This is a genomic window from Ruegeria sp. BHSC037, from assembly GCF_059613045.1.
This window is the reverse complement of record NZ_JBXWRT010000012.1, coordinates 97396-117994: the sequence shown is the minus strand read 5'-3', so window position 1 is coordinate 117994 and position 20599 is coordinate 97396. Positions and strand designations below refer to the sequence as shown.

The 20599-nt window shown below is 63.5% G+C and carries 20 protein-coding genes; 8 read left to right on the top strand and 12 right to left on the bottom strand.

Annotated features, from left to right (window positions below):
• Window positions 1–4: 4 nt before the first annotated feature.
• Complete coding sequence (hspQ, locus tag AC2FMN_RS13130; protein WP_490361479.1) at window positions 5–331, bottom strand: heat shock protein HspQ; 327 nt, start codon at window positions 329–331, stop codon at window positions 5–7.
• A 232-nt stretch (window positions 332–563) separates the two neighbouring features.
• Here hspQ and AC2FMN_RS13125 point away from each other — a divergent pair, with 232 nt between their 5' ends.
• A complete protein-coding gene (locus AC2FMN_RS13125; protein WP_496680359.1) occupies window positions 564–1142 on the top strand; it encodes a transglycosylase SLT domain-containing protein in 579 nt (192 codons plus the stop codon).
• A 13-nt stretch (window positions 1143–1155) separates the two neighbouring features.
• Here the strand turns inward: AC2FMN_RS13125 and AC2FMN_RS13120 are convergent, their stop codons facing one another.
• The 4 genes from AC2FMN_RS13120 to AC2FMN_RS13105 all read right to left on the bottom strand — a co-directional run bounded on the left by AC2FMN_RS13120 (window position 1156) and on the right by AC2FMN_RS13105 (window position 7328).
• Window positions 1156–1752, bottom strand: a complete 597-nt coding sequence (locus AC2FMN_RS13120) for a LolA family protein (protein ID WP_496688673.1) — start codon at window positions 1750–1752, stop codon at window positions 1156–1158.
• A gap of 39 nt (window positions 1753–1791) precedes the next feature.
• Window positions 1792–4695 (bottom strand): DNA translocase FtsK, encoded by a 2904-nt coding sequence (locus tag AC2FMN_RS13115; protein ID WP_496688672.1) that lies wholly within the window; start codon window positions 4693–4695, stop codon window positions 1792–1794.
• Between the two features lie 13 nt (window positions 4696–4708).
• A complete protein-coding gene (locus AC2FMN_RS13110) occupies window positions 4709–5890 on the bottom strand; it encodes an aminotransferase class I/II-fold pyridoxal phosphate-dependent enzyme (RefSeq protein ID WP_496688671.1) in 1182 nt (393 codons plus the stop codon).
• Between the two features lie 109 nt (window positions 5891–5999).
• The gene (locus AC2FMN_RS13105; protein ID WP_496688670.1) at window positions 6000–7328 is read right to left on the bottom strand and encodes an amidase; all 1329 of its coding nucleotides are present in this window, start codon (window positions 7326–7328) and stop codon (window positions 6000–6002) included.
• Between the two features lie 93 nt (window positions 7329–7421).
• Between AC2FMN_RS13105 and AC2FMN_RS13100 the strand changes: the two genes are divergently transcribed.
• Complete coding sequence (locus AC2FMN_RS13100; protein WP_496688669.1) at window positions 7422–8648, top strand: FAD-dependent monooxygenase; 1227 nt, start codon at window positions 7422–7424, stop codon at window positions 8646–8648.
• Here AC2FMN_RS13100 and AC2FMN_RS13095 read toward each other — a convergent pair.
• From AC2FMN_RS13095 to AC2FMN_RS13075, 5 genes are all read right to left on the bottom strand, one after another.
• Window positions 8645–8830, bottom strand: a complete 186-nt coding sequence (locus AC2FMN_RS13095) for a Trm112 family protein (RefSeq protein ID WP_496680352.1) — start codon at window positions 8828–8830, stop codon at window positions 8645–8647. The genes AC2FMN_RS13100 and AC2FMN_RS13095 overlap by 4 nt on opposite strands.
• Entirely contained in the window at window positions 8827–9468 is a 642-nt protein-coding gene (locus AC2FMN_RS13090) for an LON peptidase substrate-binding domain-containing protein (RefSeq protein ID WP_496680351.1), read from the bottom strand. Before AC2FMN_RS13090 ends, AC2FMN_RS13095 begins: the two co-directional genes overlap by 4 nt.
• Before the next feature lie 27 nt (window positions 9469–9495).
• Window positions 9496–10413 (bottom strand): thioredoxin, encoded by a 918-nt coding sequence (gene trxA, locus AC2FMN_RS13085; RefSeq protein ID WP_496680350.1) that lies wholly within the window; start codon window positions 10411–10413, stop codon window positions 9496–9498.
• An 88-nt stretch (window positions 10414–10501) separates the two neighbouring features.
• Window positions 10502–11290: an exodeoxyribonuclease III gene (locus AC2FMN_RS13080; RefSeq protein ID WP_496688667.1), complete on the bottom strand. Its 789-nt coding sequence runs from the start codon at window positions 11288–11290 to the stop codon at window positions 10502–10504.
• 192 nt (window positions 11291–11482) lie between these two features.
• On the bottom strand, window positions 11483–12169 hold the full coding sequence (locus AC2FMN_RS13075; RefSeq protein ID WP_149775464.1) for a response regulator transcription factor: 687 nt from the start codon (window positions 12167–12169) through the stop codon (window positions 11483–11485).
• A gap of 160 nt (window positions 12170–12329) precedes the next feature.
• On the opposite strand from AC2FMN_RS13075, the gene ribA reads away from it, so the two are divergent.
• Both ribA and AC2FMN_RS13065 read left to right on the top strand, forming a co-directional pair.
• Window positions 12330–13424: a GTP cyclohydrolase II gene (gene ribA / locus AC2FMN_RS13070; protein ID WP_496688666.1), complete on the top strand. Its 1095-nt coding sequence runs from the start codon at window positions 12330–12332 to the stop codon at window positions 13422–13424.
• Complete coding sequence (locus AC2FMN_RS13065) at window positions 13421–13921, top strand: L,D-transpeptidase family protein (protein WP_496688664.1); 501 nt, start codon at window positions 13421–13423, stop codon at window positions 13919–13921. Before ribA ends, AC2FMN_RS13065 begins: the two co-directional genes overlap by 4 nt.
• Here the strand turns inward: AC2FMN_RS13065 and AC2FMN_RS13060 are convergent.
• The gene (locus AC2FMN_RS13060; protein WP_496688663.1) at window positions 13905–14564 is read right to left on the bottom strand and encodes a YggS family pyridoxal phosphate-dependent enzyme; all 660 of its coding nucleotides are present in this window, start codon (window positions 14562–14564) and stop codon (window positions 13905–13907) included. The two genes, AC2FMN_RS13065 and AC2FMN_RS13060, sit on opposite strands and share 17 nt — an antisense overlap.
• Window positions 14565–14666: 102 nt before the next feature.
• Window positions 14667–15680 carry a porin gene (locus tag AC2FMN_RS13055; RefSeq protein ID WP_496680342.1) on the bottom strand — a complete coding sequence of 338 codons (1014 nt, stop codon included), beginning with the start codon at window positions 15678–15680 and terminating at the stop codon, window positions 14667–14669.
• Between the two features lie 279 nt (window positions 15681–15959).
• Between AC2FMN_RS13055 and AC2FMN_RS13050 the strand changes: the two genes are divergently transcribed.
• The 4 genes from AC2FMN_RS13050 to holA all read left to right on the top strand — a co-directional run bounded on the left by AC2FMN_RS13050 (window position 15960) and on the right by holA (window position 20570).
• Entirely contained in the window at window positions 15960–16448 is a 489-nt protein-coding gene (locus AC2FMN_RS13050; protein WP_496680340.1) for a DUF3576 domain-containing protein, read from the top strand.
• Between the two features lie 72 nt (window positions 16449–16520).
• A complete protein-coding gene (leuS, locus tag AC2FMN_RS13045; protein ID WP_496688661.1) occupies window positions 16521–19058 on the top strand; it encodes a leucine--tRNA ligase in 2538 nt (845 codons plus the stop codon).
• Window positions 19045–19545 (top strand): LPS assembly lipoprotein LptE, encoded by a 501-nt coding sequence (gene lptE / locus AC2FMN_RS13040; protein ID WP_496688659.1) that lies wholly within the window; start codon window positions 19045–19047, stop codon window positions 19543–19545. Before leuS ends, lptE begins: the two co-directional genes overlap by 14 nt.
• Complete coding sequence (holA, locus tag AC2FMN_RS13035; RefSeq protein ID WP_496680336.1) at window positions 19542–20570, top strand: DNA polymerase III subunit delta; 1029 nt, start codon at window positions 19542–19544, stop codon at window positions 20568–20570. Before lptE ends, holA begins: the two co-directional genes overlap by 4 nt.
• Window positions 20571–20599: the final 29 nt, after the last annotated feature.

The following is a 20599-nucleotide window of genomic DNA, read 5'->3' as shown; positions in this document are numbered from 1 at the left end:
CAACCTAGTTCAGCTGGAAATGCAGCGGGTAGGCGCCATCCTGGAATGGCCCGAACATATTGGGGATATCGGGGTGGTCCACCGGTTCTCCCGACTGGTCCTCCACCAGATTTTGCTCAGAAACGTAAGCAACATAAAAGGATTGGTCGTTCTCGGCCAGCAGGTGATAGAATGGCTGATCCTTGACCGGGCGGCTTTCCTCGGGAATGGCCTGATACCACTCCTCGGTGTTCGAAAACTCGGGGTCCACGTCGAAAATCACCCCTCGAAAGGGATGTTTCCGGTGGCGCACCACCTGGCCCAGACTGTACTTGGCTTGCGTCTTCAACATTTCTTTTGCCCCCACAAACCTTTTTACCCGTTTCGGGGCCGAAATGCCAATAATTGATCCAAATTTGCAAGAAACAGTTTGTGGCGGCAATAGTGACAGTCCCTCCCCACAAAGTGGCTGAACACCCACCTCGCGCGTCGACCAGCGCCCATTTCCAGCGGAGATTCCGCAACGATTGTCATTTCCTCGGCCTTCAATTTGCGCTAGAATAGGCAAAAAAGGCACGAGGCACATGAGCAGAAAACTTCTCGTACTCTTCGGGGTGCTGCTTTTGGCATCCTGTGGCGGCGGGCAGCGTCCGCCGACAAATCTCAACGACGCCTGCGCCATCGCGCGCGAGCGGCCCGACATGATCAAGGCGTTCAAAAGCACCGAGCGTAAATGGGGCGTGCCCGTTCATGTCCAGATGGCCACCATCTATCAGGAAAGCCGCTATCGCCATGACGCGCGGACCCCGCACAAATACGTGCTGGGCGTGATCCCGATGGGTCGTCAAAGCAGCGCATACGGCTATAGCCAGGCGCTGGATGGCACGTGGGAGCAATATCAACGTGAAACCGGCAAGCGCCGCGCCAAGCGGGACCGCATCCGCGACGCGTCGGATTTCGTGGGCTGGTACATGAACAAAAGCCGCGAGCGGAACGGGATCTCGCCCGCCGACGCGCGCAACCAGTACCTCGCCTATCACGAAGGGCACACCGGATACTCCCGCGGCAGCCATTATGGCAAGACTTGGCTGTTGAACGTCGCCAATGACGTGGATGCACGCGCGCAGATGTACCAGGCTCAGTTGTCGAGCTGCCGGTATTGAACCTCGCCGCGGGTCAGCGGTTGTCTGACCCGCGCCGCGCCTTGTTCGAGAACAGATCACTGTCGACACGCACATTGTCGTCCAAAGGCCCCAGCAGTACGGTGGTCTGGCTGCCTGCGTTGTCGTGAATGACCCATTTCCGCAGTTCGATCGGATCGCTGGTGAACATCAGTTCGATCCGCCCGGCCTCGGGGTTCTTGGGATCCTGAGCGGTTACGACCGTGGCAGTGCCGTCGAACGTATGCCCCACCACCATATCGGCCTGTGACAGATTCACGTTGCGCGCCAGAACCAGCGACAGCGGCGTGCGCTTCAGCGGATACTGCTCGGGCGGCTGGTTCGACTTGGGGTCGAACACTATCACGGTGCCGGCATTCGCCAGCACCACCGCGCTGTTGGGCGGGTCGTATTCGAACCGCATCTTGCCGGGGCGCTGCAACCACAGCTTGCCGGTACTCAGCGATCCGTCATCGTTGACTTGGGTAAACGTCGTCTGAACGGTTTTCAGACCGTTCAGGTAGTTCGAGATCTGTGACAAAGGCAGCTTGTCGGCGGCCCAGGCTGCCGGGGCGGTCAAAGCGAGGGCAAGGGCAAAGGCAATCTGTTTCATGACACTCAGATATGCGCTTTGCCCTTGTTATTAAATATCCTACTGCTCCGGGATGAGGATTTCGCGTTTGCCCACGTGATTTGCCGCCGAAACAACACCTTCCTCCTCCATCTGCTCGACCAGCCGCGCGGCCTTGTTGTAGCCGATGGCAAGTTTCCGCTGGATGTACGAGGTCGAACACTTGCGATCCTTTATCACGATGGCGACCGCCTGATCGTACAGCGCATCCTCGCCATTGGTGTTGCCGCCGGTATTCAGACCCAGAACCGCGTCGATATTGTCGGCCTTGTCCTCGGACGGACCATCCAGCACGCTGCCGACATAATCGGGCGGGCCGAACTGCTTGAGGTGGTTCACGACCTCCTCGACCTCTTCATCCGACACGAACGGCCCGTGGCAGCGGGTGATCTTGGCGCCACCGGCCATGTACAGCATGTCGCCCTGCCCCAGCAGCTGCTCGGCCCCCATCTCGCCCAGGATGGTGCGGCTGTCGACCTTGGACGTAACCTGGAACGAGATCCGGGTGGGGAAGTTGGCCTTGATCGTGCCGGTGATGACGTCCACCGAGGGCCGCTGCGTGGCCATGATCAGGTGGATGCCCGAGGCCCGCGCCATCTGCGCCAGACGCTGGATACAGGCCTCGATCTCTTTGCCCGCCACCATCATCAGGTCGGCCATCTCGTCGACGATGACGACGATATACGGCATGGCCTTGGGTTCGAATTCCTCAGTCTCGAAGATCGGCTCTCCGGTTTCGTCGTCGAACCCGGTCTGGACCGTGCGGCTGAACATCTCGCCCTTGGCCAGCGCGTCCTTCACTCGACCGTTGTAGCCGGCGATGTTGCGCACGCCCATCTTGGACATCTTGCGATAGCGGTCCTCCATCTCGCCGACGACCCATTTCAGGGCGACCACCGCCTTTTTCGGGTCGGTCACGACCGGCGACAGCAGATGCGGGATGCCATCATAGACGCTGAGTTCCAACATCTTTGGGTCGATCATGATCAGGCGGCATTCGTCCGGCGTCAGCTTGTAGAGCAGCGACAGGATCATCGTGTTGATCGCCACCGACTTGCCCGAGCCGGTCGTCCCCGCGATCAGCAAGTGGGGCATCTTGGCCAGGTTCGCGACCACGGATTCACCGCCGATATCCTTGCCCAGCGCCAGCGGCAGCGCGTGGTTGCCATCGCCGAAATCGCGGCTGGCCAGGATTTCGCGCAGAACCACCATCTCGCGGTTCTCGTTGGGCAATTCGATGCCGATGACCGAGCGTCCGGGGACCGTCGACACCCGCGCCGACAGCGCCGACATCGACCGGGCGATGTCATCGGCCAGGCCGATGACGCGGCTGGCCTTCAGGCCCGGCGCGGGTTCCAGTTCGTACATGGTGACGACGGGGCCGGGGCGGACGCTGACGATCTCGCCCTTGACGCCATAGTCATCCAGCACGTTTTCCAGCATCCGCGCGTTTTCCTCCAACGCCTCGTCGCTCAGGTGATGACGCGGGATGCCGGCCGGGTTGGTCAGCAGGCTGAGCGGCGGCAGTTCGAAATCCGAATGCCGCTCTTCGAAGGACAGGCTGGGCTGGGCCTCGGCCTGGGCGCGGCGCGACGGCAGGACGTTGCGCCGGACGGGTTGCGCCACAACCGGCTTGCGCGGTTCGGCAACCGGGATCTTCATTGCCGGGCGCGGCGGGGCGATCGGTTCCGGGACATCCTCGAACACCTGATCTTCGTCGATATCTTCAGGCGCATACGCCGAGAGGGGGTCTTCCGTTAACGTCTCCATTTCCGCAGACGACTGCGCCGGGTGACCTGTCAACGGCGGCTCGGGCGGAAGCCCGCCTGCAGTCAGCGGAGGCTCGGGCGGGAGGGTTCCCGCACGCGGCGCGTTCAGGATCAGCGGGTCGGGGCCACGGCCGCGCCCTTTGGTCAGCGGGCGGTTCGGATCGGGCTCGGGCGCGATTTCACCGGTGGCGACCTTGCGGTTCCGGATCACCGCAGAAATCTTCGAGCGGATCCGGTCTTCGCCCGGCATCTCGTCATATCCGGTGACGGGTTCGGGGTCGACCAGCTCGGGTTCGGGCATCGGCTCGGGGCGGCGGATCAAGCCGGGCATACGTGCAAGCAAGCCCGTCTTGACCGGTTCGGGGGCTGCGATCTCGGACTCTTCAAAGACCGGATCGGCATAGGCCAGCTCATCCTCAAATTCGGCACCGGCGGCCCGGGTTGTCTTGCGGTCCTGCCACTTTTCCCGGCGCGCCTGCGCGGCACGGGCGGTGGCCGAGGCCCCCTGCCCCAGCGCGGTCATCAGCATGTCATAGGCCATCACGAGACCCAGCAGGAAAGCCCGGACCCCGCGCCGGACGTCCGACTTGGTGAAGCCCAGCACGAAGACGCCCAGTGCCAGCATGCCGGCCGCCATGGCCAGCGACATTAGTTTGACCATGAAATGCGACGAAATCGGCAACAGCGTCAGCAGAGCGCCCATCACCGTATCGCCAAACAGACCGCCCAAGCCAAAGCTGTGCGTCGCGCGCCATTCGGCACCGGGCACCAGCGTTGCGGCATAGATCGAAAGGACGGCGATCCAGATCGGCGCGAAAATCAGGCGGGCCACGGCGCGATCCTCGCCGAAATGGCCGGCAAACCGCACGCCCCAGCCGACCAGCACCAGCGCGATGCCAAGGCTGCCCCAGCCTACGATCATGAACAATGGCGCGGCGATCGAGGCGCCGAACCGGCCCAGCCAGTTCTGCACCGGCGCGTCGGTCGAGACCATCCAGTTCGGATCATCCGGCGTGTAGGACCAGATCATCGCAGCAGCCGCCAGGCCGGCCAAGATCAGGGCGATCCCGATCAGTTCCTTGCTGCGCCGCTCGATCGCGGCCTGGGTGGTGCTGTCCAACAATGGGTCGCGGTTGCGCGCGTTGTAAGATGCCATGTGCCCTCGTACCTCACGAATAGATGCAGTCGCGGAGCGTAACCAGCCCGCGCTGCATCTCTGTTTTTGGGGCCACCAAAGCGACCCTGATAAAGCCCTTGCCCGGGTTCTGCCCCGGCTCCCCTTGCGAAAGATAGGCGCCCGGCAGGACCCGAACCCCGGTTTCCTGCCACAGCTTCAATGCGGCCTGCTCGCCATCTTCGACGGGCAGCCAAAGAAAGAACCCCGCCTCGGGCGGCATATAGCCCTGAACGCCCGCAAACACCTCATCCGCGATGGCGTATTTTTCCTGATACAGCGCGCGGTTTTCCTGAACATGCGCCTCATCGGCCCAGACCCTGGCCGCGGCGGCCTGCAACGGCGATGGCAAGGGCGCCCCGGCATAGGCGCGCAACTGCTTGACCCGCTTGATGCTTTCCGGCCCGCCCGCGATCAGCCCCGACCGCAGCCCCGCCAGGTTCGAGCGTTTCGACAGCGAGTTGAACAGCGTGATCCGCTCGGGGTCGGCGCCCAGCTCCTGCGCGACGGTCAGGATGCCGGTGGGCGGCGCGTCTCGGTAGATCTCGGAATAGCACTCGTCGGCGAAGATGCGGAAGTCATACTTCTCGGCCAGCCGGATCAACTCGGCCCAGTAGCCGCGCGAGGCGACGGCACCCTGCGGGTTGGCGGGCGAACAGATATAGGCCACAGCGGTGCGGTTCAGCACATCCTCTGGCAGGCTCGCATAGTCCGGCAAGTGCCCGGTGGCCGCGGTGGCCGGCACGAAATACGGCTGCGCCCCGACCGAGATCGAGGCGACCATGTAGACTTGATAGAACGGGTTGGGGCACAGCACGATCGGCTGCTGGCCGTTCTTTTGCTCGGGGCAGAGCGCCATGGCTGCGTTGTAGAGCCCCTCGCGCGTGCCGTTCAGCGCCATGATGTTGGTTTCGGGGTCCATCCGCACGCCATAGCGGCGGTCGATCCAGTCGGCGATGGCCCCGCGCAGCGCGTCGGACCCCTCGTTCGGCGGGTATTTTTGAAACCCTGCTGCGTTTTCCACGATGACATCGGTCACCCAGGCCGGAAAGTCATGCTTGGGCTCGCCAATCGTCATATGCACGACATCGCCGCCCGGCGCGTGGTGGTCGAGCAGGGCGCGTAGACGCGGAAAAGCATAGGCCGGTAGGTTCGAAAACCGCTCGGGGAAATTCATGACTGCTGCCTCGATACCGGGATCATTGGCGCCCCGGTTTTCCAGCAGATTACAGGCCGAACCCCCGCGCGTCCAGACAAAGAGGTTCCGAATCAGGGGATTGTGGCATTCAGGTCAGAACCGCCTCGGCCGCCGCACCCAGCCGCAAAAGCGCCTCTTCCGAGCCCGGATAACCCAACATCATCAGCCCGCAGGACGGTGTCTTGGTGGGCAACGACAGCGCCGCCAGCCCCATCAGGTTGCCGATCCGGGTGTTGCGCAGGGCCAGAAGGTTCTCGGTGACGTAATAGTCATGGTCGTTCATCAGTCGGTCCAAATCCGGCGGCAGGATCGGGGCCGTCGGCGCCAGAATCGCGTCGAACCCGGCGGTGGCCGTGTCCCAGGCCGATCGGCAGGCCTTCAACCGCGACCACGCCGCCACGTAATCCGGTCCGGAATGCGCCTTGCCCGCGCGGAACCGCTCAAGGATCTCGGGATACATCGCCTCGGGGTTGGCCTCTATCACGTCGCGCCACAGGCCATAGGCTTCCGTGGTATAAAGGACACCGGACAGGCCCATCGCCTCGGCCAGTTCCGGCACCTCCAACGGCACGATCTCGGCCCCTGCATCACGCAAGCGGTCCAGCGCGTCGGCATAGGCCTGGCGTGGCGCGTCGCGCAGATCGTCCTGCGCTATGGTCTGCAGATCCGCAAGCCGCCGCCCCTTCAGGCTGGCGCCCCGCAGATCGGCCGGCGTTCCGCCCTCCAACAGCGCCAGCATCTGCGCCGCATCCTCGACCGACCGAGTCAGCGGGCCGACCGTATCGAACCGCAGGCACAGGGGCACCACGCCTTCAAGGCTCAGCCGCCCCGGGGTGGTTTTCAGCCCTACCAGATCGTTCCATGCGGCCGGAATGCGCACCGATCCGCCCGTGTCCGAGCCGATTCCGCAGGCCGCCAGACCAAAGGCCACCGACGCCGCCGCGCCCGAGGACGACCCGCCCGGAACCGCCTTTTCGTCATTCACGCAGGGCGGCGTCGCGGTCACGGGGTTCAAGCCAAGGCCCGAAAAGGCCAATTCGCTCATATGCGTCTTGCCCAGACAGACCGCGCCCATGGCCGTCGCGTTGCGCAGAACGGTTGCGTCATGCTCGGGCACCCGGCCACGCAGCAGGGCCGATCCGGCCTCGGTTCCGATCCCGGCGGTGTCGAACAGATCCTTCCAGCTGATCGGTACCCCATCCAGCAGTGACCGGCGCAGACCTTGGGCCGCCCGCTCCTTGGCCGCGCGGGCTTCGGCGCGGGCGCGATCATGCGTGACGCGGGCATAGATGCCGTCCCGATGCGGATGGGCATCGATGGCCGCCAGATAGACCTCGGTCAGCTCTTCGGGATCGATCTGACCCATGCCGATCCCGCGGCCCAGGTCACATGCCGTCATGGTCAGCCAGTCCTGCATCTTTGCCCCCTTGTTGAAAAAATTCGTATTTCGGCGACGGTAGCGACAGGACTGCACATGGACAATCCCGAAAGGGCGCGCATATTGCACCGCATGACACAGGTTTCCGATATCTTGATCGTGGGCGGCGGGCTGAACGGCCCCGCCCTGGCGCTGGCGCTGGCGCAGACCGGACACAGCGTCACCGTGATCGACGCGCTGGCCGAGAAGCTGCGCAAGACCGCGGCGTTCGACGGGCGTGCCTATTCACTGGCGCTGGCCTCGCAACGGTTGCTGGCCGCGATCGGCGTCTGGGAACGGGTTGCGGACCACGCCCAGCCGATGTTGGAGATCAAGGTCACCGATGGCCACGCAGGCACAGGTCCGTCGTCGTTTTTCATGCATTTCGACCATGCCGAGATCGAGGAAGGCCCGATGGGCTATATGGTCGAGGACCGTCACCTGCGGCGCGCATTTCTTGCGGCGATGCAGGCGGAACCGGCGATCACCCGGGTGGATGGCAAAACCGTGGTTGCGCAGGAAACCGGGCCAGGCGGCGTGACCGTGACGCTGGATGATGGATCGGCGCTGTCCGGTCGGCTTCTGGTGGGGTGCGACGGCCGCCGCAGCGGCACCGCCTCCCGCGCCGGGATCAAGCGGACCGGATGGGACTACGGCCAGACTGCGCTGGTCTGCGCGATCGAGCACGACCTGCCCCATCACGGCATTGCACATCAGTTCTTCATGCCCCCCGGCCCGCTGGCGATCCTGCCGTTGACCGGTAACCGCAGCTCGATCGTGTGGAGCGAACGCACCGAGACCGCACAGCGCATCAACGCGCTGGACGAGGCCGACTACCTTCAGGTCCTGCGGCCCCGGTTCGGCGATTTTCTGGGTGACATCCGCCTACAGGGCGACCGGTTCACCTATCCGCTGAACCTGACCATCGCCAATTCCTTCATCGCGGACCGGCTGGCTCTGGTGGGTGATGCGGCCCATGGCATGCACCCGATCGCCGGTCAGGGGCTGAACGCCGGGCTGCGCGACGTAGGCGCTCTGGCCGAGGTGCTGACGCTGGCCGGTCGACGCGGCGAGGACATCGGCTCGACTCTGGTTCTGGAGCGCTATCAGGAATGGCGCCGCTTTGACACGGCGGCCTTGGCAATGGCGACGGATGTGTTCAACAAGCTGTTTTCGAACGACAATCCGATCCTGCGCCTCGGGCGCGACATCGGCATGGGCATTGTCGGGTCCCTGCCCGGTCTGCGCCGCGGCTTCGTGCGCGAGGCCGCCGGTTTGACAGGCGACCTGCCCAGGCTGTTGCAGGGCCGCCCGATCTAGTCGAGTTTGCGCGCCTCATCCACCAGCATCACCGGAATCCCGTCGCGGATCGGAAAGGCCAGACCAGCGGCTTTCGAGACCAGTTCCTGCCGCTCGGCGTCATATTCCAGCGTGGTATGAGTCTGGGGGCAGATCAGCGCCTCGAGCATATGGCGGTCGAAACCCGGTTCCGTCTCAGTCATTGCAGTTGTTCCTCGTTTGAACCCCCGCGCAGCGAGAATTCGATCAGTGTGACCAGCGTTTCGCGCCGGGTTCGCAGGCAGGGCGCCTCAAGCAGGGCCTGCTTGTCCTCGGGATCGAAATCCAGAAGCATCGACAGGGAATTGACCAGCAATTCGTCATCCGCCTCGTTCAGCGTCTCCCAATCCGTCGAGAGCGCACGGGCCGAGAAATACCTTTCGAGCAACCGCAGGAAAGCGGCGCGGTCGAACCCGGCATCCCGTTCGCCTTGACCCAGGTCGCGGTCGAACCCCTCCCAGGTGACGGCACAGCGGCGATAGGGCGTGAAGCCCTCGACCTCGGACTGAATGCGGAACCGCGACACGCCGGTCAAGGTGATCAGATAGCGCCCGTCTTCGGTCTCGGAAAACTGGGTGACGCGCCCGGCGCAGCCGATGCGGTGCAATCGAGCCCCATGGCCGGGGCCCGGATTCGGCTGGACCATGCCGATCAGCCGTTCCTTGGTTTTCAGGGCATCGTCCAGCATCTGCAGATAGCGCGGCTCGAATATATGCAGCGGCAGCCGGGACCGGGGCAGCAAAAGGGCCCCGGGCAACGGGAACACGGACACCGTGTCCGGCAGATCGGCGGGATGCATCATGTAATGTGTTCTAGCTCTGATATGCGATCAGGCAAATATCATCGAAGTCAGCCTGCGCCGTCCGTTCAGCACGATCGGATCATTCGGCTTAAGCGCGTCGAAGATCGTCAGCAGCTGGGTCTTGGCTGCACCATCGTTCCATTCGCGGTCGCGACGGAACAGCTCCAACAGCTGATCGACCGCCTCGGCGGCCTTGCCGTTGGCATAAAGCGCCTGCGCCAGGTCAAACCGGGCCTGATGGTTGTCGGGGTCGGTCTCGACAGCAGCGGTCAGCTCGGCCACCGGGCCGGCATTTGCGGCCTGCTTGGCAAGCTCCAACTGCGCATGGGCAGCCTCCAACTCGGCCGTCGTTGAGATTTCGGCCGGAGCGCCGTTCAGGATGGCCTCGGCCTGCTCCAGATCACCCATTGCGATATGGGCGCGCACCAGTCCGCCATAGGCCGCGGCATGGTTCGGGTCTTCGCCCAGAATGGCGGCAAAGGTCTGGGCCGCATCTACTGCCGCGCCCTCGGCCAGCATCTCTTCGGCGGCCTCCACTGCCTCGTCCAGCTGTCCGCCGGGGCTCTGGCCGCCAGCAGCCTCGATCACGCGGTCTATGAACGCCTTGATCTCGGAGCCAGGCAGCGCGCCCTGGAACCCGTCGATCGGCTGACCCTTGAAAAAGGCATAGACGGTCGGGATCGACTGGATTCGCATCTGCGAAGCGATCATCTGCGCCTCGTCCACGTTGATCTTGACCATTTTCACCGCGCCTTTGGCGGCGGTCACGGCCTCTTCAAGGGCCGGACCCAGCGTTTTGCACGGGCCGCACCACGGCGCCCAGAAATCCACGATCACCGGGGTTTCCTGCGACGCTTCGACGACATCGGCCATGAACGTGGCCTCGGTTCCGTCCTTGATCAGATCGGTGGCGGCGGGGTTGCCTGCGCCGTTCAGAAGTTCCATGGCATTCACTCTCCGGAATTCAGTCTTGGCCCTTATATGCAACCGGGCGCGGCGGAAACCAAGAGCCGTCGCACCGGTTCAGGGCGGATCAGAGATCAAAGGTCGCAAAAACCGGCGCGTGGTCGCTGGGCTTCTCCCAGCCGCGCGCTTCGCGCAGGATGCGGCTGGAATGACCCGCGTTAGAGATGTCGGGCGTCGCCCAGACGTGATCGAGGCGCCGCCCCTTGTCAGCCGCATCCCAATCGCGGGCGCGATAGGACCACCAGCTGTACAGCTGCCCCTCGGGGATGTCCTGCCGGGTGATGTCGACCCAGCCGCCCGCGTCCTGCGTTTCTGCCAGCTGCTCGACCTCGATCGGCGTGTGCGACACGACCTTGAGCAGTTGCTTGTGCGACCATACGTCATCCTCGCGCGGGGCGATGTTCAGGTCACCAACCAGAATGGATTTCTGTGGCTTTTCGGCGTGGAACCAGTCGCGCATGTCGGTCAGGTAGTCCAGTTTCTGGCCGAATTTTTCGTTCACCTCCCGGTCGGGAACGTCGCCGCCTGCAGGGACGTAGAAATTGTGAATGATCACACCGTTTTCCAGTTGCCCTGCGACATGGCGGGCATGGCCGAGCCCGGCAAAATCCCGGTCACCCAGGTCGGTGATCGGCAGGCGCGACAGGATGGCCACACCGTTGTAGCCCTTTTGCCCGCGGGCAATCATGTGGGTGTAACCCAGTTCCGCGAAACCTTCGGTCGGGATCTTGTCGACCGGCGATTTGCATTCCTGCAAGCACAGCACGTCCGGTGCCTCCTCCTGCAGCAGTTTCTGCACGATCGGCTCGCGCAGGCGAACGGAATTGATGTTCCAGGTGGCCAGAGTGAAAGGCATGATCGGGGTTCCCTTGTCGCGACCGGGGCAACCTAACGCGGCAATTGCCGGGGTGCCATCCGAAAAAAAGCCGGGCCAAAGGCCCGGCAGTCCAACAGGGAGGTACATGTCATGACCCGGACATGCGCGGGTTGCGAGTAACCTAAAGATGTCTATAGAGTATCACTTTGATCCACATCAATCCACCAATCGTTAGGAAACCAGGCGATATCCGCCGGATTCTGTGACCAAAAGGCGCGCATTCGAGGGATCGGGCTCGATCTTCTGGCGCAGACGGTAGATGTGGGTTTCCAGCGTGTGCGTGGTGACACCTGCGTTATAGCCCCAGACCTCGTGCAGCAGAACATCGCGCGGCACGACACCGTCGGTGGATCGGTACAGGAACTTGAGAATGTTGGTTTCCTTCTCGGTCAGGCGGATCTTGCGGTCATCCTCGGTGATCAACATCTTCATCGCCGGCTTGAAGGTGTAGGGCCCAAGAACAAAAACCGCATCCTCGGATTGTTCATGCTGGCGCAGCTGCGCGCGGATGCGGGCCAGAAGCACTGGAAACTTGAAGGGTTTCGACACGTAGTCATTGGCCCCGGCATCCAACCCGAGGATCGTGTCGGCGTCGCTGTCATGGCCGGTCAGCATCAGGATCGGGCTCTTGACCCCCTGCTTGCGCATCAGCCGGCACAGCTCGCGCCCATCGGTGTCGGGCAGGCCCACATCCAGAATCACCAGGTCATAGATCGCCTCGCGCGCGCGCTCCAAAGCAGACTGACCGTCCGAGGCCTCGAACACGTCGAAATCCTCGGTCATCACCAGCTGTTCGCTCAGCGCTTCGCGCAGGTCCTCGTCGTCATCGACCAGCAGGATTTTCTTGAGTTGCGCCATGTCCCGGTCCTCCTTTTGCTTTTGCATCACTTGAGCTTGGAATATGCAATCCACAAGTTTTGCTGCAACGCTCTCACGCCCTCGTGTCTGATGGACGGGAAATGTTTCACATTCGGCGGCGAACGGGCTAGGACGAGACAAACGTTACAGGATAACATCGATGAGTCTGATTCCCGACATCACCGAATTGCTGGCGCGCGCGCGGGCGGATCTGCGCATGGGCGTTCCCGTGGTGCTGGTCGATGACGGCGGCCGTGGCGTAGTGGCCGCGGCGGCCGAGACCTTGGGGCCGCAACGTCTGTCCGATCTCCGCGGTCTGGGCGATCAGCCCGTGGTTGCCATCACCAACCGCCGGGCCGAGACCCTGAAGGCGCGCGCCTATGACGGCGATCTGGCTCGTGTCGTAATCCCCGCCGATGCCGACCTTGCCTGGGTGCAGGCCGTGGCAGACCCGTCCGATGACCTCGATTCCCCGATGAAGGGTCCGCTGATGACCCAGCGGAGCGGCAATACCAACCTGCACCGCATCGCCATTGCCTTGGCCAAGACCGCGCGCCTGCTGCCGGCGGCAGTGGTCGTACCCGTCGAGGACGGGCGCGCGTTTGCCGCCTCCCACGGGCTGACCTGCATCGACCATACCCGCGCCGCCCCACATCTGGCCGATCGCAGCCCCCTGCACGAGGTGGTCGCCGCCCGCTTGCCGATGGAGGTCTCCGAGGCCGGGCGGCTGCATGTATTTCGCCCCGAGGACGGCGGTGAAGAACACTATGCCATCGAAATCGGCCGGCCCGACCGTTCGAAACCGGTTTTGGCGCGGCTGCATTCTGCCTGCTTCACCGGCGACCTGATGGGCAGCCTGAAATGCGATTGCGGCCCGCAGCTGCGCGGCGCCCTGGCGCAGATGGGAGCCGAGGGCCACGGCGTTCTGCTGTATCTCAACCAGGAGGGCCGCGGGATCGGCCTGGCCAACAAGATGCGCGCCTATTTCCTTCAGGATCAGGGGTTCGACACGGTCGAAGCGAACCACCGGCTTGGGTTTGAGGATGACGAGCGCGACTTCCGCCTCGGGTCCGACATCCTGAAGTCAATGGGCTTCAGTTCGGTGCGACTGCTGACCAACAACCCCGCCAAGATCGCGATGATGGAACGCACCGGGATCGCCGTCACCGAACGTGTGCCGCTCAAGGTCGGGGAAACAGCGCACAATCGCGGCTATCTGGCGACCAAGGCGGCCAAGTCGGGCCATCTGTTGTGAGCCCGCACGATCTGGTCCTGTCTTGGCGCGGCGTGCGGTTTCACGGCAGGACGTTCCCCTGCACGATCGGCAAAGGCGGCCTGACCAACGCCAAACGCGAAGGCGACGGCGCCACCCCGACCGGCGTTCTGCGGATCGTGGGCATGCTGTACCGGCCCGACCGGATCGCGCCACCCGCCCCCTGGGCGCTGCCGATCGGGCCGCGCGACCTGTGGTCGGATGATGGTGCTGACCCGGATTACAACCGGCATGTGCGGGCGCCGCACGGGTTCAGCCATGAACGCCTTCGGCGGGCCGATCCGCTGTACGATTTGGTTTTGATCACCGACTGGAACTGGCCCGATGCAGTGCCTGGACGCGGATCAGCCATCTTCATCCACCAATGGCGCCGGACGGGTTATCCGACCGAGGGCTGCCTGGCCTTCCGCCGTGACCACCTGCACTGGATGGCGCAAAGGGTCACCCTGGGCACCCGAGTGATCATTCCCCCGCTTTGACCCGTTCGCCAAAGATCGCCGACCCCACCCGGACATGGGTGGCCCCCAACGCGATCGCGGTTTCGAAATCGCCGCTCATGCCCATCGAGAGACCTTGCAGCCCGTTGCGCGCGGCGATCTTGGCCAGAAGGGCGAAATGCAGCGCCGGTTCCTCGTGCACCGGCGGGATGCACATCAGGCCGCGCACGGGAAGGTCCAGCCCCTGGCATTCGGCGATGAAAGCATCCGCATCGGCGGGCAAAACGCCGGCTTTCTGCGGTTCCTCTCCGGTGTTCACCTGGATGAACAGATCAGGGCAGGCGCCCGTCTCTTGCGCCAACCGCGCCAGGGTCTTTGCCAATTTGGGCCGATCCACTGAATGGATGGCATTGCAAAGATCCATCGCCTGCCGCGCCTTGTTGGTCTGCAACGGGCCGATCAGATGCAGGTCGATGCCGGGAAACCGCTCGCGGAAGGCGGGCCATTTCGCGGCGGCCTCCTGCACCCGGTTTTCGCCGAAACAGCGGTGGCCCTGCTCGAGCACGGCCTGAACCCTGTCATTTGGTTGAACTTTGGATACGGCAATCAGGGTCACGGACCCGGCTTGCCGCCCGGCAGCGGCTTCGGCCTTTGCGATGCGATCTTTGATTTCCTGCAACGACATGGATTTCCCCTGTTCCGGTTTCGCGCCAGAAAAACACCATGTCGGCGCAAAAGAAAAGGGCGGGTCCGAAGACCCGCCCCAAACCTTGCGATTCAGATCAACTTAGAAGTTGAACTGAGCACCGAAGTCGGCACGCATGGTCGAGTCTACGCAGACGTCGCAGTCCGACACACCGATACCACCGCGCAGCGATGCGCCGCCGCCCAGGTCGTAGATGGCGCCAATGCCGTACTGCTGGGTGTCGGCGTCAGCCGAACCGTCACCGTAAGCGGCGGTCAGGGTCAGAGCGGAGCCAACGTTGTAGGCCAGCGACAGACCGTAGGCGGTGCCGTCGGTTGCTGCAACTTGGGTTGCGTCGTCAGCAACGAACAGGGTGCCCGAGAAGTCACCGAATTCACCACCCAGGGTGAAGACGGTCAGGCTCGGATCTTTGCCTGCCAGAGCGTCGGTCTCACCGTAGGCCAGAGCGGCAGTGATGTTGCCGAAGGTGTAGGTTGCGCTGATGTCCCAACGGTCGGCATCGGTTGCAACGCCGTTCACACCAAAGGTGGCTTGGTCATACGACGCACCGAAGGCAAAGTCGCCGACTGCGTACTGGAAGAACACAGCGTTCGAACCCGAACCGGTCGACGAATAGCCCAGGAAGCTGTAGTCGACGCCCGAGTACTGGCCGATGAAGTTTTCCAGGCCCGGCTCGTTGCCGTAGTAGTTGGCCAGGTTGTCGAAGGAGCCGGCAACGTTGCCCGCGTCAACACGCAGACCACCGTAGATGACCGAGAAACGTGCGCCGTTCAGGCCAGCCGAGTTGGCTTCACCGGTGCCGGCGTTCTCGTCGGCCTGCAGGCGGACGCGTGCTTCAAAGCGGACGCCACCGTCGGTTTCCGCGATGCCATCGATGTTCAGGCGGAAGCGCGAAACCAGGATGGTTTCGTCGGTCGCGACAGCAGCGGTGCCGGTGGTGGTGCCGCTGGCAGTGGTGGTGAAGTTGGTCACAACGCCGGTACGGTCTTCTTGGTAGCCGATACCAAAGCGGCCATAGCCGCTGAACTTAACTTCGGCCGCGGCAACCGATGCGGTTGCGATCAGTGCGGTCGATGCGAAGAGAACTTTTTTCATCTTGTTTCCCTCGGTTTCAGTAATTTCTACTCGACACATGCCTGCTGCACATGTCTCAGCACGCAGACCGTTTCGCTCTTTTTGCCCCCTCAGCGCAAGCTTGCCTTAATTCTTTTGCAGTCATTGCCCCGGAATTGGTGCAAGGATGCCACAGTCGGTTTGAGGGCGTGTTTTCGGCATCGCCATGGCGCCTTTGGAAAGAATGGGCTTGTTGCAACACAACAGCTTGTCTAGGAGTATCACCCAACAGTCTAACCAGCAGAACAGGACATGCCGACGATGCGCCTGCAGACGATTTCGGGTTTGTTGATTTTGACCGTCTCGGTTGCGGCCTGCGGGCAGAATCGCTCGGCACAGCCCAATCCGAACTATCTAACCACCGACGGCAGTTCGTCAGAGGCTCGTGAACTCAACGATCCGAATCGTTCGACCATCTGGGATGTGTTCGGCCCCAACAACTCGGAACAAGTGACACAGGTCAATCGGTACCTGTGGGCGGCCTCGCTGGATGTGCTGAATTTCCTGCCGATCGAAGAGGTGGATCCGTTTACCGGCGTGATCGTAACGGGTTACGGCAGACCGCCGGGCGGCGGGCGGTCCTATCGGGCAACGGTGCACATCAAGGATCCGGCCTTGGCGGCGCGGTCCCTTTCGGTGGCGCTGCAGACCAGCGGAGGCGCGCCGGTCAGCGCCGCCACCACGCGTGCGGTCGAAGATGCGATCCTGTCGCGGGCGCGCCAGCTGCGGATCGCGGACAACAAGCTCTAGCAACCCGCAGAAAATCACAATATTACCACGCCGGGCCCCTGCCCGGCGTTTTCATTCACGAAGGACCGCATGATGTCGCGTTACTCGGCCAACGAAATCGAAGCAAAATGGCAAGAGGCCTGGGACAAGGCCGGGATCTTCACCGCCAAACGCACGGCGGACAAGCCGAAATACTATGTGCTGGAAATGTTCCCCTATCCGTCGGGGCGCATCCACATGGGGCATGTGCGCAACTATACCATGGGTGACGTGATCGCGCGCTACAAGCTGAGCACCGGGCACAACGTGCTGCACCCGATGGGCTGGGACGCTTTCGGGATGCCGGCGGAGAATGCGGCCATGGCCATAGGTGGCCACCCCAAGGACTGGACCTATGGCAACATCGCCGACATGCGCGCGCAGATGAAGCCGCTGGGCCTGTCGATCGACTGGTCGCGCGAGTTCGCAACCTGCGACCCGGAATATTACGGCCAGCAGCAGGCGCTGTTCCTAGATATGCTGGATGCGGGGCTGGTCTATCGCAAGAACGCCGTGGTCAACTGGGACCCGGTGGACATGACCGTGTTGGCCAACGAGCAGGTGGAAAACGGCCGCGGCTGGCGCTCGGGCGCGTTGGTGGAGCGACGCGAGCTGACGCAGTGGTTCTTCAAGATCTCGGCATTCGCCGAAGAGCTGCTCGAGGCGCTGGATACGCTCGAGAACTGGCCCGCCAAGGTGCGCCTGATGCAGGAAAACTGGATCGGCAAGTCGCGCGGGCTGGAATTTGCATTCGAGCGCACCGACGGCGGCGCGCCCATCACCGTCTATACCACGCGGCCCGACACGCTGCTGGGGGCCTCGTTCGTGGGCATCTCGCCCGATCACCCGATCGCCAAGCAGCTTGAGACCGAGAACCCCGAAGTCGCTGAATTCGTTGCGGAATGCCGCAAGGGCGGCACCACGGAAGAGGCCATCGAGACCGGCGAGAAGCTGGGTTTCGACACCGGCATCCGCGTCAAGCACCCGCTGGACCCGAACTGGGAACTGCCGGTCTGGATCGCGAATTTCATCCTGATGGATTACGGCACCGGCGCGATCTTCGCCTGCCCCGCGCACGACCAGCGCGACCTGGATTTCTGCCGCAAATATGACCTGCCGGTGATCGACACCTTCTTTGCTCTGGATGACGACACGCCGGTGGACAAGATCGCTTTCGTCCCGCCGAAAGAACAGAAAGTGCGCTGGGTCAACCATTTCGCCGGTCTGACCGAGGCCACCGGACAGGAAGCCATCGACGCGACCATCGCGTTTGCCGAGAAAGCCGGCTGGGGCAAGGGCGTGACCAAGTACCGCCTGCGCGATTGGGGCCTGTCGCGCCAGCGCTACTGGGGCTGTCCGATCCCGGTGGTGCATTGCGACGATTGCGGCGTGGTGCCCGAAAAGAAGGAAAACCTGCCGGTTCGCCTGCCCGACGATGTCACTTTCGACAAACCGGGCAACCCGCTGGACCGTCACCCGACCTGGCGCGACTGTGCCTGCCCGTCTTGCGGCAAGCCGGCCAAGCGCGAAACCGACACGATGGACACGTTCGTCGATTCGTCGTGGTATTTCGCCCGTTTCACCGCCCCACGCGCGGAAACGCCGACCGATCTGGCCGAAGCCGAATACTGGATGAACGTGGACCAGTATATCGGCGGCATCGAACACGCGATCCTGCACCTGCTGTATTCGCGGTTCTTCGCCCGGGCCATGCATCTGACGGGGCATCTGCCGAAAAAGGCGATCGAGCCGTTCGACGCGCTGTTCACCCAGGGCATGGTCACCCATGAAATCTATCAGACCCGCGACGACAAGGGCCGCCCGGTCTATCACCTTCCCGAGGAAGTCGAGGACGGCAAGCTGAAGGCGACGGGCGAGCCGGTCGAGATCATCCCCTCGGCCAAGATGTCGAAATCGAAGAAGAACGTGGTGGACCCGGTCAGCATCATCTCAGCCTTTGGGGCGGATACGGCGCGCTGGTTCGTGCTGTCCGATTCGCCGCCCGAGCGTGACGTGGAATGGACCGCCGCCGGCGCCGAGGCCGCGCACAAGCACCTCAGCCGCGTGCATCGCATCGTGTCCGAGATCGCCGCATCCGACGCCCCGGCCAATGCCGAGGACGAAGCGCTGCTGCGCGAGATGCACAAGACCATCCATGACGTGACCGGCGGGGTCGAATCCTTCGGCTTCAACGCCTCGATCGCCAAGCTCTATGCCTTTACCAACACGCTGGCCAAATCCAAGGCGGGCGCGCAGGCCAAGCGGCAGGCGGCCAAGACGCTGGCGCAGCTGATGTCGCCGATGACCCCGCACCTGTCCGAAGAGCTGTGGCAGATGCTGGGCGGCGAAGGGCTGGTGGCGCTGGCGCCCTGGCCGGTGGCGGACGAGTCGATGCTGGTCGATGACACCGTCACCCTGCCCATCCAGATCAACGGCAAACGCCGCGCCGAAATCAGCGTGGCCAAAGATCTGGACAAGACGCAGGTTGAAAAAATCGCGCTCAGCACCGAAGCTGTGCAGAAGGCGCTGAATGGCGCTGCTCCGAAGAAGGTGATCGTTGTTCCGGGCCGGATCGTGAATGTCGTTGTTTGACCGCAGAAAACTGATGCTGCCGCTGGCCGCCTGTGCGTTGGCGGCAGCCTGCGGGTTTCAACCCGTCTACGCGCCGGGGGCGGCGGGGTCCGCTCTCTATGGCAGAGTCGCGGTTTCGGCCCCGGACACGGTCGAAAGCTATCTGCTGGTGCAGAATCTGGAACAGCGGCTGGGGCGCAGCGCCGGTTCGGCCAAGGATTATAGGTTGAACGTGAAGGTCACCACCGCAACCCGCGGGGCAGCGATCACCACGACCAACGAGACCAACCGCTATACAATAGATGGGCGCGCGAATTTCACCCTGACCTCGGCTGAAACCGGGCAGGTCGTCGCGTCGGGCACCGTGACCGATTTCGTGGGTTACTCGGCATCGGGTTCGACGGTCTCGACCCTGGCCGACGAGCGCGACGCAAAGGATCGCCTGATGGTCATCCTGGCCGATCAGATCGTGACCCGCTTGTATTCCACACCGGAACTGGCTTCATGAAGCTTTCGCCACGCGAGGCTGACGGGTATTTTTCCAAACCGGACCCCGACAAGACGGGCTTGCTGATCTACGGCGCCGACGCGATGCGCGTGGCGCTGAAACGCCAGCAGGTTCTGGCCGCGCTGCTTGGCCCTACCGCCGAGGAAGAGATGCGCCTGACCCGGATGCCCGGCGCCGATCTGCGCGGCGACCCGGCCATGCTGCTGGACGCGGTCAAGGCGGTCGGGTTCTTTCCCGGCCCGCGTGCCGTCTTTGTCGAGGAGGCAACCGACTCCGCCGCCCCTGCGATTCTGACCGCGCTCGAGGACTGGGCCCCGGGCGACGCGCAGATCATCGTGACCGCGGGCCAGCTTAAGGCCAGTTCCAAGCTGCGCAAGGCCTTCGAGGCCCATCGCAACGCCTATGCGGTGGGCATCTATGACGACCCACCCAGCCGCGCCGAGATCGAGCGGTCATTGGCACAGGCTGGCCTGACCGATATCCCGCGCGATTCGATGGCGATGCTAGGGGATCTGGCAGCCGAGCTCAGCCCCGGCGATTTCGCGCAGACGCTGGAAAAGCTGGCCCTGTACAAACGCGGGGACGGCACCGCGCTGACAGTCGAGGACATCGAGGCCTGCGCCCCGCAATCCAACGAGGCCGCGCTGGACGATGTTCTGAACGTGGTGGCCGAAGGCCGCGCGCCCGAGATCGGCCCGCTGATCCGACGCCTGCAGGCGCAGGGCACCAACCCGGTGACGCTGTGCATCGGCGCCACGCGGCATTTCCGTACTCTCTATGCCTGCGCTTCGGACCCGGGCGGCGCGGCCCAGGGCATCGGCAAGCTGCGTCCGCCGATCTATGGCAAGCGGCGCGACCGCATCCTGCGGCAGGCGCAGGCCTGGGGGGCGCAGAAACTGCAGACCGCACTGACCGTGCTGACCGATACCGACCTGTCGCTGCGGTCGGCCGGGCAGACCGCGCCGGCCATGGCGCTGGTCGAACGGGCGATGATCCGCATCGCCATGCTGGCCCGGTCACGCTGACGTGACGGGGCGTCGGGCTTGACGCACCG